Origin of the sequence: Paenibacillus sp. JDR-2, assembly GCF_000023585.1 — a bacterium.
Lineage (GTDB): Bacteria > Bacillota > Bacilli > Paenibacillales > Paenibacillaceae > Pristimantibacillus.
Window position 1 is genome coordinate 162,501 of sequence record NC_012914.1, and the last position, 16,199, is coordinate 178,699.

Annotated in this window: 15 protein-coding genes, 6 tRNA genes and 1 rRNA gene (1 of these 22 only partly in view); 21 read left to right on the top strand and 1 reads right to left on the bottom strand. The window is 51.0% G+C overall.

What is annotated here, in order from left to right:
- The 7 genes from PJDR2_RS00805 to PJDR2_RS00835 all read left to right on the top strand — a co-directional run.
- Positions 1 to 1,233: ribosomal RNA gene (locus PJDR2_RS00805) — 23S ribosomal RNA — on the top strand (it extends 1,699 nt beyond the left edge of the window).
- 101 nt (positions 1,234 to 1,334) lie between these two features.
- Positions 1,335 to 1,411, top strand: a tRNA-Met gene (locus PJDR2_RS00810).
- A gap of 7 nt (positions 1,412 to 1,418) precedes the next feature.
- Positions 1,419 to 1,494: transfer RNA gene (locus PJDR2_RS00815), tRNA-Val, on the top strand.
- A 23-nt stretch (positions 1,495 to 1,517) separates the two neighbouring features.
- A tRNA-Asp gene (locus tag PJDR2_RS00820) sits at positions 1,518 to 1,594 on the top strand.
- Positions 1,595 to 1,615: 21 nt separating this feature from the next.
- Positions 1,616 to 1,691 (top strand) — tRNA-Phe (locus PJDR2_RS00825).
- Positions 1,692 to 1,700: 9 nt separating this feature from the next.
- Positions 1,701 to 1,784 (top strand) — tRNA-Tyr (locus PJDR2_RS00830).
- Between the two features lie 14 nt (positions 1,785 to 1,798).
- Positions 1,799 to 1,874 (top strand) — tRNA-Lys (locus PJDR2_RS00835).
- Between the two features lie 113 nt (positions 1,875 to 1,987).
- On the opposite strand, the gene ssuE is transcribed toward PJDR2_RS00835, so the two are convergent.
- Positions 1,988 to 2,545 carry an NADPH-dependent FMN reductase gene (gene ssuE / locus PJDR2_RS00840; RefSeq protein WP_012772151.1) on the bottom strand — a complete coding sequence of 186 codons (558 nt, stop codon included), beginning with the start codon at positions 2,543 to 2,545 and terminating at the stop codon, positions 1,988 to 1,990.
- 183 nt (positions 2,546 to 2,728) lie between these two features.
- Here ssuE and PJDR2_RS00845 point away from each other — a divergent pair, with 183 nt between their 5' ends.
- The 14 genes from PJDR2_RS00845 to hisH all read left to right on the top strand — a co-directional run bounded on the left by PJDR2_RS00845 (position 2,729) and on the right by hisH (position 16,192).
- On the top strand, positions 2,729 to 3,676 hold the full coding sequence (locus tag PJDR2_RS00845; protein WP_012772152.1) for an MraY family glycosyltransferase: 948 nt from the start codon (positions 2,729 to 2,731) through the stop codon (positions 3,674 to 3,676).
- A gap of 76 nt (positions 3,677 to 3,752) precedes the next feature.
- Positions 3,753 to 4,892, top strand: coding sequence for a PucR family transcriptional regulator (locus PJDR2_RS00850; protein ID WP_012772153.1), 1,140 nt, complete (start codon positions 3,753 to 3,755; stop codon positions 4,890 to 4,892).
- A gap of 87 nt (positions 4,893 to 4,979) precedes the next feature.
- Positions 4,980 to 6,101, top strand: coding sequence for an ABC transporter ATP-binding protein (locus PJDR2_RS00855; protein WP_012772154.1), 1,122 nt, complete (start codon positions 4,980 to 4,982; stop codon positions 6,099 to 6,101).
- A 183-nt stretch (positions 6,102 to 6,284) separates the two neighbouring features.
- On the top strand, positions 6,285 to 6,827 hold the full coding sequence (locus tag PJDR2_RS00860; protein ID WP_012772155.1) for a sigma-70 family RNA polymerase sigma factor: 543 nt from the start codon (positions 6,285 to 6,287) through the stop codon (positions 6,825 to 6,827).
- A 112-nt stretch (positions 6,828 to 6,939) separates the two neighbouring features.
- A complete protein-coding gene (locus tag PJDR2_RS00865) occupies positions 6,940 to 8,208 on the top strand; it encodes a DUF4179 domain-containing protein (protein ID WP_265525095.1) in 1,269 nt (422 codons plus the stop codon).
- A 124-nt stretch (positions 8,209 to 8,332) separates the two neighbouring features.
- On the top strand, positions 8,333 to 9,271 hold the full coding sequence (gene hprK / locus PJDR2_RS00870; RefSeq protein WP_012772157.1) for an HPr(Ser) kinase/phosphatase: 939 nt from the start codon (positions 8,333 to 8,335) through the stop codon (positions 9,269 to 9,271).
- 55 nt (positions 9,272 to 9,326) lie between these two features.
- Positions 9,327 to 10,289 carry a prolipoprotein diacylglyceryl transferase gene (gene lgt, locus PJDR2_RS00875; protein WP_012772158.1) on the top strand — a complete coding sequence of 321 codons (963 nt, stop codon included), beginning with the start codon at positions 9,327 to 9,329 and terminating at the stop codon, positions 10,287 to 10,289.
- A 30-nt stretch (positions 10,290 to 10,319) separates the two neighbouring features.
- Positions 10,320 to 10,973 carry a pyrophosphatase PpaX gene (ppaX, locus tag PJDR2_RS00880; protein WP_012772159.1) on the top strand — a complete coding sequence of 218 codons (654 nt, stop codon included), beginning with the start codon at positions 10,320 to 10,322 and terminating at the stop codon, positions 10,971 to 10,973.
- Between the two features lie 4 nt (positions 10,974 to 10,977).
- Entirely contained in the window at positions 10,978 to 11,505 is a 528-nt protein-coding gene (locus PJDR2_RS00885) for an acyltransferase (protein WP_012772160.1), read from the top strand.
- Between the two features lie 224 nt (positions 11,506 to 11,729).
- Positions 11,730 to 12,953: an ATP phosphoribosyltransferase regulatory subunit gene (locus PJDR2_RS00890; protein WP_012772161.1), complete on the top strand. Its 1,224-nt coding sequence runs from the start codon at positions 11,730 to 11,732 to the stop codon at positions 12,951 to 12,953.
- Positions 12,950 to 13,594 (top strand): ATP phosphoribosyltransferase, encoded by a 645-nt coding sequence (hisG, locus tag PJDR2_RS00895; RefSeq protein ID WP_012772162.1) that lies wholly within the window; start codon positions 12,950 to 12,952, stop codon positions 13,592 to 13,594. Before PJDR2_RS00890 ends, hisG begins: the two co-directional genes overlap by 4 nt.
- A gap of 45 nt (positions 13,595 to 13,639) precedes the next feature.
- Positions 13,640 to 14,929: a histidinol dehydrogenase gene (gene hisD / locus PJDR2_RS00900; RefSeq protein WP_012772163.1), complete on the top strand. Its 1,290-nt coding sequence runs from the start codon at positions 13,640 to 13,642 to the stop codon at positions 14,927 to 14,929.
- 41 nt (positions 14,930 to 14,970) lie between these two features.
- On the top strand, positions 14,971 to 15,567 hold the full coding sequence (gene hisB, locus PJDR2_RS00905; RefSeq protein WP_012772164.1) for an imidazoleglycerol-phosphate dehydratase HisB: 597 nt from the start codon (positions 14,971 to 14,973) through the stop codon (positions 15,565 to 15,567).
- 1 nt (position 15,568) lies between these two features.
- On the top strand, positions 15,569 to 16,192 hold the full coding sequence (hisH, locus tag PJDR2_RS00910) for an imidazole glycerol phosphate synthase subunit HisH (RefSeq protein WP_012772165.1): 624 nt from the start codon (positions 15,569 to 15,571) through the stop codon (positions 16,190 to 16,192).
- Positions 16,193 to 16,199: the final 7 nt, after the last annotated feature.

Sequence of the window (16,199 nt, forward strand, 5' to 3'; positions counted from 1 at the left end):
GCGGAAGAACTCTCGTTAAGGAACTCGGCAAAATGACCCCGTAACTTCGGGAGAAGGGGTGCCTCGGTAGGGTGAATAGCCCGAGGGGGCCGCAGTGAAAAGGCCCAAGCGACTGTTTAGCAAAAACACAGGTCTGTGCGAAGCCGTAAGGCGAAGTATACGGGCTGACGCCTGCCCGGTGCTGGAAGGTTAAGGGGAGCGGTTAGGGGTAACCCGAAGCTGTGAACCGAAGCCCCAGTAAACGGCGGCCGTAACTATAACGGTCCTAAGGTAGCGAAATTCCTTGTCAGGTAAATTCTGACCCGCACGAATGGCGTAACGACTTGGGCGCTGTCTCAACGAGAGATCCGGTGAAATTTTAATACCTGTGAAGATGCAGGTTACCCGCGACAAGACGGAAAGACCCCATGGAGCTTTACTGCAGCTTGATATTGGACTTTGGTACGATCTGTACAGGATAGGTGGGAGCCTGAGAAGCATGAGCGCCAGCTTGTGTGGAGGCGACGTTGGGATACCACCCTGATCGTATCGGAGTTCTAACCTGGAACCATGAAACTGGTTCGGGGACCGTGTCAGGTGGGCAGTTTGACTGGGGCGGTCGCCTCCTAAAATGTAACGGAGGCGCCCAAAGGTTCCCTCAGAATGGTTGGAAATCATTCGGAGAGTGCAAAGGCATAAGGGAGCTTGACTGCGAGACCAACAAGTCGAGCAGGGACGAAAGTCGGGCTTAGTGATCCGGTGGTACCGAATGGAAGGGCCATCGCTCAACGGATAAAAGCTACCCTGGGGATAACAGGCTTATCTCCCCCAAGAGTCCACATCGACGGGGAGGTTTGGCACCTCGATGTCGGCTCATCGCATCCTGGGGCTGAAGTAGGTCCCAAGGGTTGGGCTGTTCGCCCATTAAAGCGGTACGCGAGCTGGGTTCAGAACGTCGTGAGACAGTTCGGTCCCTATCTGTCGCGGGCGCAGGAAATTTGAGAGGAGCTGTCCTTAGTACGAGAGGACCGGGATGGACGTACCGCTGGTGTACCAGTTGTTCCGCCAGGAGCACCGCTGGGTAGCCAAGTACGGACGGGATAAGCGCTGAAAGCATCTAAGCGTGAAGCCCCCCTCAAGATGAGATTTCCCAATTAGTAAGACCCCTTGAAGACGACGAGGTTGATAGGTTCGGGGTGGAAGCACAGCAATGTGTGGAGCTGACGAATACTAATCGGTCGAGGGCTTATCCTAAAGACTTAAGGAATTCAAACTTTCGCATCCAGTTTTCAAGGCGCAAGCTTTGATCTTACAGTACTCCCACGGACTGTAAATGACACTAGTGGGACAAGCGTGGCGGTGTAGCTCAGCTGGCTAGAGCGTACGGTTCATACCCGTGAGGTCGGGGGTTCGATCCCCTTCGCCGCTACCATATATCAGGAGGCTTAGCTCAGCTGGGAGAGCATCTGCCTTACAAGCAGAGGGTCGGGGGTTCGATCCCCTCAGCCTCCACCATATATGTTTTTGCAATAATTCATGGAGCTGTGGTGTAGAGGCCTAACATGCCTGCCTGTCACGCAGGAGACCGCGGGTTCGAATCCCGTCAGCTCCGCCATTTTTTTTGTCCATAAGGCAAGGCTCGGTAGCTCAGTTGGTAGAGCAGAGGACTGAAAATCCTCGTGTCGGCGGTTCGATTCCGTCCCGAGCCACCATTTGCTTTTGGAGGGTTAGCGAAGTGGCCAAACGCGGGAGACTGTAAATCTCTTCCTAACGGTTCGGTGGTTCGAATCCATCACCCTCCACCATTTCTCATTTATGAGAGCCATTAGCTCAGTTGGTAGAGCACCTGACTTTTAATCAGGGTGTCGAAGGTTCGAGTCCTTCATGGCTCACCATTTACTCAAACGTTCAACCCGCAGACCGAAGTCTACGGGTTTTTTTGATGCTTGTATATTTAAATAAAGAAAAGCCTGAAGGATCATGATTCCTCAGGCTTATTTTTCGTTACTTATTTGATTTTACGAATACGAAGTTCTTCAACAATCTCGGCCACGGAAGCATCCAGGCGTTGTTTAAGCTCTTCATTCAGTTCAAACTGCGATTCGCCAACGCCGGCATCAATACGGGCGATCTGCGAGTCAATGGCATAAACGCCGCTGCCGAAATGCTTGGCATTAAGAGATGAAAGAACTGGCTTAAGCGCATAGTCGATCGAGAGCAAGTGAGCAATAGTTCCACCGATGAACAGAGGAGTAACGAATTTATCGGTAAGTCCTTTTTGCGGGAGCAGGTCCAAGAAGGTCTTGAGTACGCCGGTGAAGGATGCTTTGTACACCGGGCTTGCAATGATAACAACATCTGCAGCCTCAACAATGGCAGCTGCTTCAACAATGGCAGGGCTATCAAACCGTGCATGGATAAGGTCCTCAGCCGGGAGAGATGCGACAGTAATATGGTTGAAGGAGATGCCTTTTTCCGATAGCTGCGATTCAACATATTGCGTAATACCTGCTAGACGGGATCCGGGATTAGGGCTGCCGGACAAAATAACAACTTGAGACATCATATCCACTCCTTAATTATATTAATTCCGATATGTAAACTATGGATTAATCCTAACATGAGAATTTCCAGTCGTCAAACACATTATAACGCTGCCGGGAAAGATTTTAATCATTTTTTTCCTCATGGTAGGGAACAATGTTGAAAGCTATAACAATTGATGTGACAGACGAAGGGGAACATTCCAATGACGTACTGGCTGGCTGTGGGTATGAGCGCTGTTCTGACGATTGTATTTGTACCCGTTATGCAAAAGATAGCACTTAAATACGGAATTGTAGATCGGCCAAACTGGCGTAAAATTCATAATCGCCCTATACCTCTAATGGGCGGAGCCGCATTGTATGTGGCATGCGTGGCTACGATTATTGCTTTTCAGGGTATAACGCCACTGAGTTTAAGCATTATGGTCGGCGGGGCACTGCTTGTATGTATCGGACTTATGGACGATGCCTCCAAGTCGAAAGGAAGGGATTTTCCGATCTGGCCTAGGGTCGTTATTTATTTGGGCGTTTCGATGATTCCGCTGTTTTTCGGCATACATATGGACGGCATCATGAATCCGGCTAATGGCCATTTTGTCGGCTTCCCGGTCTGGTTCGATGCGCTTGGCACGATCATTTGGATATTTGCCCTTATTAATATGATCAATTTCATTGATGGGGTAGATGGACTTGCCTCCGGAGTATGCACGCTTTCCTCCATGACTTTGTTTGTTACCGCCCTCATTAAAGGACAAGGGGACATAGGTGTAACAGCTATCATTATCGGTGGCGCCTGTATCGGCTTCCTGATCTATAACTTCCATCCCGCGAGGATTTTTATGGGGGATGCCGGAGCAACGTTCCTGGGCTATACTCTCGCCGTAATTGCAATCGATGGCGCATTTAAAAAGGCGACCTTTATTACGATTCTCGTTCCGTTGCTTGCTTTAGGCCTGCCTATTTTGGACACGGTAATCGTAATGCTCCGCAGGCTCGCTACCGGTAAGGGGCTGCATCAGGCAGATAAGCTCCATACCCACCATGCCTTGATGCGCTGGGGGCTGACACAGGTGCAGACCGTCTCCTTTATGTATTTGATTGCGGCGCTCTTCTCCTTGCTCTCGATCCTGCTGCTCGTAATGAAAGGCTGAACCAAGCAGCGGTTTTATGTTACAATGACGAAAAATAAAGCGTCATTCTTGGAGCTGGAGATTGGAGTAATGTAAAATGAGCACGACAGATTGGTTAAACCCGCTGCAGCACATTTTGAACTGTCAGGTTCGGTTCATTACGTTCTCATTATCGGATTGGAAGGGCCTTGTGCAGCAAGCAGATACAAGCTGGGCTTACGACGATAACCGCGATAAGATTTCGGAGGGAAATCGCGCAGCGAATAACGGGAGGACATGGATTGTTGTAAAAGTGTCGGGCAATGTGGTGGAAACACTCGAAATCGACGGGGAACTGAAGCAGGCGGAGGCGGAGTTAATTACTTGGACCCTGCAATGGAATCAGGCTCAGCAGCAGTCTCCAAAGCCGAGTACCCTCTCCGAGAGCGAGTCATTCGCCTTAAAGCTTAGCGAGTGGATTCAGCAGCAGCTTGAATCGGAGGAACCTTCTTATTCCATTCCCGACCATCTGACGGCCGGCGGCAAGCTGTTCGCAGAGATGATTCCTTTCCTATTAGTAACGGAATACACAAACGGCAAGCAGGCATCCTATCCGGAGCTTGAGAAGCTTCTGCGCTCATTCCTTGCCGAGGATATTCTGCTTATCCCGTTAAAGAATCAAGAATGGCTGATTTGGGGACCTGTCTCCCTGTTAAAAGAAGCCGACAGCGAATTTATGGATGATGAAGACGAGGAAACGGTTGAGGACAGTTTGACTTCCATCTGTCATGGCTTGCATGAGATGCTGGCGAGTGAATGGATCGGCGAATGCCATCTTGCCGTCGCTCATCCGGTATGTCCGGCCAAAGGAATTGTGGAGACGACCGTACTGCTTCGGGAGACGATTAACCTTGGCCGCAAGTTCCATGTAGGGACAAGCATTCATCTACCGTGGATGCTGCAGCTGGAGAGACTGCTTAACGCTATTCCGGAAGTTCAGCGCTCAAGATATCTGGAGCACGCGCTTAAACGCACGGAACTTTTTGTTGAAGCCGAGATGCTTGCAACTCTGGAGACGTTTTTCTCGCTTGACTGCAATGTGAGCGAAACCGCAAAGAAACTTTATATTCACCGGAATACGTTATTATATCGTTTAGATAAGTTGAAACAGGAAACCGGATTGGATGTCCGTCAGTTCCGAGATGCTGTTTTAGTCAAAATAATTTTACTATTGTACAAAGTTACGAAAAGGAATTAGTTTTTTTGTAAAGTATGTGCATAGTCACAAACGGGCCTGTGAGATAAGATATACCCATAAGAAATTTTCTTTTAGGGGGACATTCAAATGGCAGGCGTACGTTTAGAAGGCATTTACAAAAAATACCCGGGTTCCGACAAAGCTTCGGTAACTGATGTTAACCTTGACATTAAGGACAAAGAGTTTTTGGTACTGGTAGGACCTTCCGGCTGTGGTAAATCGACAACTCTTCGTATGATCGCAGGTCTTGAAGAAATCTCCGAAGGTAAGCTGTACATCGGCGACCGCGTCGTAAACGACGTAGCACCGAAAGACCGCGACATCGCGATGGTATTCCAATCCTACGCGTTGTATCCGCACATGAACGTTTATCAAAACATGGCGTTCGGTCTTAAACTTCGTAAATTCAAAAAAGCAGACATCGACAAACGCGTTCGTGAAGCTGCTAAAATTCTTGATATCGAGCATTTGCTGGATCGTAAACCAAAAGCTCTCTCCGGCGGTCAACGTCAACGTGTAGCTTTGGGACGCGCTATCGTTCGTGAACCACAAGTATTCTTGATGGACGAACCACTCTCCAACTTGGACGCTAAACTTCGCGGTCAAATGCGTGCTGAGATCAGCAAGCTGACTAAACGTCTTGAAACAACTACAATCTATGTAACGCATGACCAGATCGAAGCAATGACAATGGGTGACCGTATCGTTGTTATGAAAGACGGTTTCATTCAACAAACAGCTTCTCCTGAAGAGCTGTACAACCACCCTGTAAACATCTTCGTAGCTGGCTTCATCGGCGCTCCTTCGATGAACTTCATCACAGGTACGCTGACTGATCAAGGCGGTACACTGAAATTCAAAACAACTGGCGTTGACGTTGTTGTGCCTGAAGGCAAAGCAGCTACTCTTCGTTCCAAAGGTTATATCGGCAAAGAAGTAGTCTTGGGCATTCGTCCAGAAGATCTTCACGAAGAGCCAGTGTTCCTGGAAGCTTCCGCTAACACAATCGTTAATGCTAACGTTGAGGTAGCTGAAAACCTGGGTCACGAAATGTACCTGTACCTGAACGGTATCGGTTCCGACACAGTAATCGCTCGCGTTGACGGTCGTTCGACACTGCGTGACGGTTCCAGCGTTAAGCTTGCTCTGGACATGAACAAAGTTCATATGTTCGACAAAGAGTCCGAGCTGAACATTTTCGAGAACTAATTCTTAACACTTACAACAAGGCTGTCTCCCTTTTGGGGGGCAGCCTTTTTTACCTCTATTGGGACTGTTCATTATAGGACAGCCCAATAGAGGTTTTTTACATTGTTCGAAAATAAAAAACCGAAATAGCCGTTCACGCGTCTAATACATAACGAAAAGCGAGGAATGTAATCGGGAGGGACTATGGACAGAGATGAGTATGCGGCGGCAGCTATAAAAGGGGACGACGATGCGCTTATTGCGCGTATTCAGATGGATCAGAACCGCCTCTATGGTATTGCTTATTCTTATATGCGTAATGAGACCGATGCACTCGAGGCCATCCAGGAAACCACCGTCCGGGTATGGAACAAACGCCGTTCCTTACGGGACCCAAAGGTTTTTACGACCTGGGTTACAAGGATTCTTATCCGAGTGTGTCTCGATGAGCGTAAAAAGCAGCTTCGAGAGCGCCCTCTACGCAACGAGCTTTTGGAAAGAGATGCTCAAACTGCTAACGAGCATGGTATTGATCGAATGGATATGGCTGTTCAGTTGAAAAAGCTGCCTTCCAAATACCGAATGGTCATTGTGCTGAAGTACTACCGGGATATGACGATTACGGAGATTGCCGAATTGCTGGAGAAGCCGGACGGAACGATTCGGACATGGCTTCATCAAGCGCTGAAGCAATTAAGGACGAATAACACATACGGAAAGGAGGGGATGAAGGTTGAGTGGGAATAAGCCGGAGCTTGAACAGGGGTTGGATCCGTTTTTACGGGAGGATAAGGCGAGGGTGCAACGGATATTGGAATACGCTTCGGACGAATCCTTTGCTGCGGCGGTTAGAATAGGCGTGCAGCAAGGACGACAACAGCTAAAGCGAAGAAAAAGAAGCAGACTGACTCTGCAGATGGCGGCAGCGGCAGCCTGTGTATTGGTTCTTCTTACTGCTTGTATCCGGGTATCCCCTGCTTTTGCGGAGCTTGTGCGCGAGATACCGGGTTTGAATGGGGTAGTTGAGTTGATCAAAGGGGATTCCACGCTGACAAGCGCGATGAACCATGAATTTATTCAGCCGGTCAATCAATCACAAAGCAAGAATGGATATACCTTTAAGGTAGACGGCATTATGGCCGACCAGCAGCGGATTGTCATTTTTTATACAGCGGAGGGGCCCGAGGTTAGTAAAGGTGCTAATAGCACGGAATACAAAATCGCGGATGGTAATGGGGATCCATTAGAAGCTATGATTGGAAGCAATTATTACAGTATCGGAAAGACGGGGACGGAGCCGGATACTGCGAATCGTATCCATGACATGATTGACATTATGTTGGTTGACGGTGTTCCTGTGCCGAGTGAAATCCGGTTTAGCCTAAAGCTCGGCGGTGAATGGCATGAGGTAGATATTGCAGTGGATCGTAGCCGTTTTGAGCAATTAAAGGAAGATATCACTTTAAATAAAACCATCGATATAGGCGGGCAAAAATTCATCATTGAGAAAGCGCTTGTTACGCCATTACAAGCATCTGTAACGATTCGAAAAGTACCGGATTCACGGATGCGCGCCAATCATTTTATTCAATTAGCTCTCGTGGATGAGAAAGGGCGCCGTTGGGAGACAAAAGGCGGTTTCGGGATGCTGGACGAGGGTACAACAACGCTCACATTCCAGAGCAATTACTTTGAAAAGCCGCAGCATCTTCGCCTCGTAGCGGATGGACTGCTTCTATCACCAAAAGGACAGAAGTTTGTTATTAATACAGAAACGAGAGAAACATTGGAGACGCCGGATGACCGAATCCAATTGGCCAACGTACAGGTAACCGCGTCAGGGATCAAATTATCAATTGAAGCAAAGCGCTTGAGTGAGCCGGAACAGGGGTATGGTTATTGGCTGCTTAATTACAAGGCGTTATTTCATGATGCAACGGGAGCGGAGTTTATGCTAAAAGACAGTGATGGCATACAAAGCAGCTCAAGAGGTAATGCAGATGGCTCAGGAGGAACATACGAAGCTTACTACACTATTCCCGACAAACCGTATAAACAGCCGTTAACTTTTGAACTGTATCAATACCCGGGATATGTCGAACAACCCGTGAACGTGGTTATAAAATGACGAAAAGCGCTGAGCGACGGAGAAACGTTGCGTTCAGCGCTTTTTTCCTTTAGGATGAAGCTATTGGTAATGGATTACACCCTTCATATAACTTAATTGGGAACGCAAGTGAGGAGGCCGTTCGATGGCTAAGAAAGTAAAAGTATCGGAGCTAGTACAACATTTCTCTATGGAGATCGTATCAGGCGAAGACGGCTTGAAGCGTTCTATTCTGGTTGACGATCTGTATCGCCCGGGTCTGGAGATGGCAGGATATTTCGATTATCATCCGCATGAGCGGGTGCAGCTGCTCGGCAAGACGGAGCTTACCTTCCTCAGCACGTTGACAAGCGAAGAGCGCAGAAGCCGTTTTGAACAGCTGTGTCACGAGAGTACGCCATGTATTATTCTGACTCGCGGTCTTGAGGCGCCGGATGAGTTGGTCGAGTACTCCAACATGACCCAAATCGCAGTGCTTCGCAGTAATGTGGCGACAACTATTCTGCAAAGCCGGATTACGGACTTTCTGGAGAAAAAACTTGCTCCAACCGCAACGATTCATGGCGTTTTGGTAGATGTATATGGCGTAGGCATGCTTATTACGGGCGGAAGCGGCATCGGTAAAAGCGAAACTGCGCTTGAGCTGGTTAAACGCGGCCATCGCCTTGTAGCCGATGACGCGGTAGAAATTCGCCAGACATCCGATGGGCAGCTGTTCGGCAGCGCGCCTGAACTGATTCGCCATCTGCTTGAGATTCGGGGCTTAGGTATCATCAACGTGATGACGCTGTTTGGTGCCGGTGCGGTGCGGACAAGTAAGCGGATTACGCTTGTTATCAAGCTTGAGAACTGGCAGCAGGACAAACAGTATGACCGTCTTGGCCTGGATGAAGAGAAGACAAGAATCATTGATACGGATGTGCCTCTGGTAACCGTACCGGTTCGCCCTGGCCGAAATCTGGCTGTCATCATCGAGGTTGCGGCCATGAACTTCCGTCTGAAGCGGATGGGTTATAACGCCGCTCTGCAATTCACGAATAAGCTGACCGAGACGATCGCCGAAGATACGGATGATTTCGATTGATCGCATTAGGCAATGGAATGCAGGAATAGACCTATTATAGAAGGAGCACGGAACAATGAATCTGTTAATTGATCCAACGGCATTTTCCATCGGGGACATTCATGTGCGTTGGTACGGGATCATTCTCGGTACGGCGGCTCTGGTTGGCTTGCTGCTTGCTGTACAGGAAGGGAAAAGATTCGGCGTTAAGCCGGAATTTTTCATGGACCTGCTGCTGCTTGGCGTGCCGTCGGCCGTCATCTGCGCGAGAATTTATTATGTGGCATTCACTTGGGATGAGTACAAGAATAATCTCGTGGACGTATTTAAAATCTGGAACGGCGGGATTGCCATCTACGGCGCCTTGATCGGAGCCTTTCTGTGCGGATTTTTCTACTTCCGGTATAAAGGATATTCGTTCTGGCGGATGGTAGATATATGCGCGCCTGGACTGCTTGCCGGCCAAATGATTGGCCGCTGGGGCAACTTTATGAACCAAGAGGCATATGGCGGTCCGGTAGACGAGAGTTTCCTGCGGAATACGCTGCATCTGCCTGATTTTATCGTGAAGCAAATGTATGTCGCCAGCGAAGGCGTCTATCACCACCCGGCCTTTTTGTACGAATCGCTGTGGAGCTTGGTAGGCATTATTATTCTGCTTGTCATTCGCCGTCAGAAATTCCTTCGTGCAGGTGAGCTTGTAGCCTTCTACTTCATTTGGTATTCCATCGGACGGTTCTTCATTGAAGGTATCCGTACGGACAGCCTAGCCTTCCAAGGTCCGGGAGCACTAGGTTCCCTTATGGATGCTTTGTGGACGCCAATGACTTGGTTCGGATTCGAGCAAGGCTTCCTCGATCCGGCGTATGGCGATGTACGGATCTCGCAATTGCTTGCGGTATTGCTCGTTATTGCGGCAGTTATCTTTATCGTTGTCCGTCGCGTAAACGGGTGGGCAACCGTCCGTTACAACGATCCGATTGTTTCCACGAAGGAGACATCGGCGCCTGTATCCGACGCAAAAACGGACAACCTGTAAGTCTTAACGGCAGTAGGAGTGAAAGCTAGGATGACAAGCAATATCAAAACGATGCTATTCGATCTGGATGGCACGATTATGGATACGAACGAGCTGATTATCCGCTCTTTTATGGAGTCGCTGAAAGGCCTGGTACCCGAGGACTTCGGGAGAGAGCATATTATTCCGAGCATGGGTCTAACGCTCCAGGCGCAATTTCAGAATTTTACGGGTCTTACGGATGTCGAGCATTTGATAAAGGCATACCGTACGGTAAATACAAAGCTTCATGACGAGCTGCTGCGGCCGTTCCCCTATACGAATGAGGTCATGAAGAATTTGCATGAGCAAGGTATTCAGATTGGCGTTGTTACAACCAAGATCCGGATGTCGACGGAGCGGGGAATGAAGTTTTGCGGTCTGTATGATTATGTCGATGCGTTTGTTACGGTGGACGATGTCGCTAATCCGAAGCCGCATCCGGAGCCGGTTCTTATGGCACTGGAGATGCTGAACGCGGACCCGGCTACAACGATTATGATCGGAGACAGCACCGTTGACATGATCTCTGCCAAGGAAGCGGGAGTAATTCCGGTAGGCGTATCCTGGTCGCTCAAAGGCGGAGAGCTGCTGAAGGAGAATGGAGCGCAGTATATCATCGATGATATGCGCGAGTTGTACGCATTCGCAGGAATGGAGCGATAGCCTTGTGCGAAACGTGGAGCGTTATCCGGTAGAAGGCCCTAATGCCCTATGGCAGATGTACCGGACGGTTAGCCGGTTTAAGGCGGTGCGTAATTTTATCGCTATCCAGGCGGCACGGTACTGTCCGGAGCTGACAGTGAAGAATTGGATCTACCGCAATATTCTCGGCATGAAGGTCGGGAAGGAAACGGCTTTTGCCCTGATGGTGATGGTTGATGTTTTCTTTCCGGAACGGATTGAGGTCGGGGATAACACGATAATCGGCTACAATACTACGATTCTGACCCATGAATACTTAATCAAAGAATATCGGCTCGGTTCTGTAAAGATTGGCTCGAATGTGATGATTGGTGCCAATTCCACGATCTTGCCCGGTGTGACGATTGGGGATAATGCCGTTATTGCAGCGGGATCGGTTGTTCATAAGGATGTGTCTGCAAATACGTTTGTTGGCGGCAATCCGATTCGGGAGATCAGGCGGACGGACGCCGGAGAGCACAAGAATGAAGATAAGCGGGTCTTGTTGAGATAATAGCAGTTTGCAGCGGTCCAAAGGGGAAAAGCCTCACTATTCGCATCTCTTGAGAGAGCGGACAGCGGGGCTTTCTTGCTGGATATTTAGTCTGGAAGACGGTGGAGCCGTTTCACCTTGACGGAAGCGGATGTTCATGCTAATATTACGACTAACATTTTATTTTGGTAGCATGGTAACATGGTAGCACTTTAATATACTAAAGTATCTGAAGGTGAGTAGAGATGTCCAAACCTAAAGTTTTTGAGAAGCCGATTGGCGTAAAAGATTATCTCCCCGGCGCGGTAGCGAAGCTCCGCCATATTGAACGCGATGTGCTGGCCTGCATGAAAGGCTGGGGCTACGAACAAATTATTACCCCAACGATGGAATACTACGACACAGTAGGTGTCGCAAGCTCGACGTCGGACCAGAAGCTGTTCAAGCTACTCAATAATCGGGGTACAACACTTGTGCTGCGTTCGGATATGACAGCCCCGATTGCGCGGGTTGTATCTTCGCTGCTGAAGGAATCGCAGTTCCCCCTTCGTTTGTCCTATCACGGCAACGTATTCCGCTCGATTGAAGAGGAGTCGGGGCGCGAGGCAGAGTTCTTCCAGACGGGTGTAGAGCTTGTTGGCGATGCATCCGCGGAGGCTGATGCTGAAGTGGTCGCACTAGCTATCGCCTCGCTTAAGGCGGCAGGCGTTGACCGGTTCAAAATCGCAATCGGCCACGTCGGCTTCCTGAACGGCTTGTTCGAGGAGACGTTGGCAGGACGCGTGGAAGCACAGGAGCAGCTGAAGTCTTGTCTGCTGAACCGCGACTATGTCGGTTACCGGGAAAGCCTTCGCGGACTGAAGCTGGAAGAGCCGGTCCAACGAGAGCTGGAAGGAATTCTTCGTCTGCGCGGCGGCCAGGAGATTTGCGAGCAGGCGCTGCAGCTAAGCGCTGATGCGACTGCCCAGAAGTCGATCCGCCATCTGTGCGAGATTTGGGATGTGCTGAAGGCATATGACGTATGCGAGCATGTACTGATCGATCTGACGATGATTGGCGATTTCTCCTACTATACCGGCATGACGTTTGAGGGTTATGCGGCGGATCTCGGCTTCCCCGTGGCAAGCGGCGGACGTTACGACAATCTGCTCAGCCAATTCGGGCGTCCGGCACCGGCTACGGGCTTCGCTCTGAAGACAACGCGTATTCTGGAACTGGTAGGCGCTGAAGAGGACGCAACGGGCACTACGCGCGTCCTGATCGGTTATGACGGCGAAGGCCGCGCAGAGGCTCTGGCAGCGGCACAACAGCTTCGTGAGCAAGGTGCAGCCGTTATCACGGAGCGTATGACAGAAGAGGATTGGAAAGAGCTTGGCGCAGGTTCGTTTACTTATAAAGGCGTGGCATATACGAAGGGACTGCCGTACATCGGCGGCGTGGATAAGGCGACAGGAGGCAGCGGGCAATGAGCGAAGCGAAAAAAGACATTCTAAAGGTTGCGATGCCGAAGGGCCGCATCTATAAGCAGGCTTCAAAGCTGTTCCGTGAAGCGGGTCTGCCGATCCCAAGCGATTTCGACGATACGCGCAAGCTGATTATCGAGCTCCCCGAAGTGGGCATGGAATTTATTATGGCAAAGCCGGTTGACGTTCCGACTTACGTGGAATACGGCGTGGCCGATATCGGGATTGTGGGCAAGGACGTACTCATGGAGGAAAACAAGGACGTCTACGAGCTGCTGGATCTGGGTATCGCAAAATGCCGCATGTCCGTTATCGGATTAGCGGACTGGAAGCCGGTAATTAACCCGCGGGTTGCGACGAAATATCCAAACGTAGCGTCGCAATACTTCCGCGAGCTGGGTCAACAAGTGGAAGTCATTAAGCTGAACGGCTCGATTGAGCTGGCACCGCTTATTGGTCTGGCTGACCGCATCGTCGATATGGTGGAAACGGGTCAGACGCTGCGCGAGAACGGACTGGTCGAGATGGAGCCGATTTTCCCGATTACAAGCCGTCTGATCGCGAACCGCGTCAGCTACCGGATGAAGAACGAAGCGATTCAAAGTCTGTGCGACCGCCTGCAGGATACGATTGCGGCTAAGGTGTAACACGACAGACATAAGTGATACAGGTGAGGAAGGGGACGATAGCTTATGCGGATAATGAAGGCGGAGCAATTTGGGCTTCAGCGCGAGGTGGAGTACGGAACACCGGAGCAAAATGAAACGGTCCGTCAGATCGTCGAAGCGATCAAGGAGGAAGGGGACGCGGCGCTGCTTGCGTATACGGAGCAGCTGGACCGCGTCCGGCTTGATGCGTCGTCGCTCCGCGTGACGCAGGAAGAGATCAATGCGGCGTACGATCGGGTAGACGCCGCGTTCCTCACGGCAATCCGCGAGGCAGCCGTGAATATTCGCGTATTCCACGAGAAGCAGATGCGTAACTCGTGGATGGATCTGCAGCCGGACGGTACGATGCTCGGGCAAATTCTCCGGCCGCTGAAGCGGGTCGGCGTATACGTGCCCGGCGGTAAGGCGGCGTACCCGTCGTCCGTGCTGATGAACGTCATTCCGGCGCAAGTAGCCGGCGTGCCGGAAATTGTAATGGTGACGCCGCCTGCAACCGGCGGCAAGGAAGGCATCGACCCGTATATTCTCGTTGCCGCCGCGGAAGCGGGCGTGAAGGAAATGTACCGGGTCGGCGGCGCGCAAGCGATTGCCGCACTCGCATACGGCACGGCAACGATTGCTCCGGTCGATAAGATTTGCGGACCGGGCAACATCTATGTCGCGCTGGCGAAGCGGACGGTATTCGGCGCAGTTGACATCGACAGCATTGCAGGCCCAAGCGAAATTGTCGTGCTGGCCGACGAAGGCGCCAACGCCTCGTATATCGCGGCTGATCTGCTGTCGCAGGCGGAGCATGACGAGATGGCATCGGCAATCCTAGTAACGCCTTCGGAGACGCTCGCAGAGGCGGTTGCCGCCGAGGTGGAGCGCCAGATCTCCACTCTGCCGCGCGAAGCAATCGCGCGGGCATCCATTGACAGCTATGGCGCTGTGCTGCTCGTGGAATCGATCGAAGCAGGCATTGACGTCGTAAACAAGCTGGCGCCGGAGCACTTGGAAGTGCTGACGGCCGATCCGATGAGTCTCCTTGGCTTGATCGAGAATGCCGGCGCGATTTTCCTCGGACCATACAGCTCGGAACCGGTTGGCGATTATTTTGCCGGACCTAACCATATCATCCCGACGAACGGAACCGCACGCTTCTCCTCGCCGGTGAACGTGGACGATTTCCTGAAGAAGTCGAGCCTTATCTACTACAGCAAGGAAGCGCTGTTGAAGAACGGCAGCAGCATTATGACGCTTGCGCGTCATGAAGGGCTGGAGGCGCATGCCCGCGCCATTCAGATTCGTCTGGAGCAGGAAGGCAATCAATAGGAGCAGTCATAACCATTCATAATAGAAAGAAGGAATTGCAAGTGGCGGATACAAAACGGAAAGCGGAAATTGCACGCAAAACCAACGAAACGGATATTAAGCTGAGCTTTGCGGTTGACGGCAGCGGCGAAGCGAAACTCGAGACGGATGTTCCGTTCCTGAACCATATGCTTGACCTGTTTGCGAAGCACGGCCAATTCGACTTGACCGTGGAAGCGCGCGGCGATATCGACATCGACGATCACCACACGGTAGAGGATATCGGCATCTGCCTCGGCCAAACCTTGCGCGAAGCGCTGGGCGACAAACGCGGCATCAAGCGTTACGCGAGCGTATTTGTACCGATGGATGAGGCGCTGGCTCAAGTCATTATCGACGTCAGCAACCGCCCGCATTTCGAATACCGCGCGGAGTATCCTTCGGCGCAGGTGGGCAGCTTCTCGACCGAGCTGGTTCACGAGTTCCTGTGGAAGCTTGCGCTGGAAGCGCGTATCACGCTGCACGTCATCGTTCACTACGGCAAGAACACGCATCATATGATCGAAGCGGTGTTCAAAGCCCTGGGACGCGCGATCGACGAAGCAACAAGCATCGATCCTCGTGTACAAGGAGTGCCTTCGACGAAAGGAGTGCTGTAGCATGATCGCGATCATCGATTACGGCATGGGCAATCTGCACAGCGTCAGCAAAGCTGTCGAACGCCTTGGTTATGAAGCGGTAGTAACGGCTGATCCGGCCGTTATCGCTTCGGCGGACGGAGCGATCCTCCCGGGCGTTGGCGCGTTTGGGGATGCTATGGAGAATCTTCGCGAGACGAAGCTGGATGAAGTGACGAAAGCTTACGCAGCATCCGGCAAGCCGCTGCTAGGCATCTGTCTCGGTATGCAGCTCTTGTTCAGCGAAAGCGAAGAGCATGGCGTAAACGAGGGCTTGAACCTGCTCCCAGGCAAGGTCATTCGCTTCCAAGGCGATTACAAAGTGCCGCATATGGGCTGGAACAAGCTGAGTTTCCTGCAGTCCGACAGTCCGCTGTTTAAAGGTCTCGAGGAAGGTCATGTATACTTCGTACACTCTTTCCACGCGAAACCCGAGGTCGCCAGCGACCTTCTGGCAACAACGGATTACTATCAGCAGGTAACGGCTATTGTCGGCAGGGGCAACGTGCATGGCATGCAATTCCATCCGGAGAAAAGCAGCGACCTTGGCATCAAGCTGCTTGGCAACTTCCTTGCTTTAACAGGTAGCCCGGTAGCGCAGCGATAAATAGATC

What these genes read in the sequence shown, in the direction of transcription:
- PJDR2_RS00860 (WP_012772155.1), top strand. Translation starts at nt 6,285, where the DNA reads ATGGACAGAGATGAGTATGCGGCGGCAGCTATAAAAGGGGACGACGAT.
- ssuE (WP_012772151.1), bottom strand. Translation starts at nt 2,545, where the DNA reads ATGATGTCTCAAGTTGTTATTTTGTCCGGCAGCCCTAATCCCGGATCC.
- hisH (WP_012772165.1), top strand. Translation starts at nt 15,569, where the DNA reads ATGATCGCGATCATCGATTACGGCATGGGCAATCTGCACAGCGTCAGC.
- PJDR2_RS00855 (WP_012772154.1), top strand. Translation starts at nt 4,980, where the DNA reads ATGGCAGGCGTACGTTTAGAAGGCATTTACAAAAAATACCCGGGTTCC.
- ppaX (WP_012772159.1), top strand. Translation starts at nt 10,320, where the DNA reads ATGACAAGCAATATCAAAACGATGCTATTCGATCTGGATGGCACGATT.
- hisG (WP_012772162.1), top strand. Translation starts at nt 12,950, where the DNA reads ATGAGCGAAGCGAAAAAAGACATTCTAAAGGTTGCGATGCCGAAGGGC.
- lgt (WP_012772158.1), top strand. Translation starts at nt 9,327, where the DNA reads ATGAATCTGTTAATTGATCCAACGGCATTTTCCATCGGGGACATTCAT.
- PJDR2_RS00850 (WP_012772153.1), top strand. Translation starts at nt 3,753, where the DNA reads ATGAGCACGACAGATTGGTTAAACCCGCTGCAGCACATTTTGAACTGT.
- hisD (WP_012772163.1), top strand. Translation starts at nt 13,640, where the DNA reads ATGCGGATAATGAAGGCGGAGCAATTTGGGCTTCAGCGCGAGGTGGAG.
- PJDR2_RS00845 (WP_012772152.1), top strand. Translation starts at nt 2,729, where the DNA reads ATGACGTACTGGCTGGCTGTGGGTATGAGCGCTGTTCTGACGATTGTA.
- PJDR2_RS00890 (WP_012772161.1), top strand. Translation starts at nt 11,730, where the DNA reads ATGTCCAAACCTAAAGTTTTTGAGAAGCCGATTGGCGTAAAAGATTAT.
- hprK (WP_012772157.1), top strand. Translation starts at nt 8,333, where the DNA reads ATGGCTAAGAAAGTAAAAGTATCGGAGCTAGTACAACATTTCTCTATG.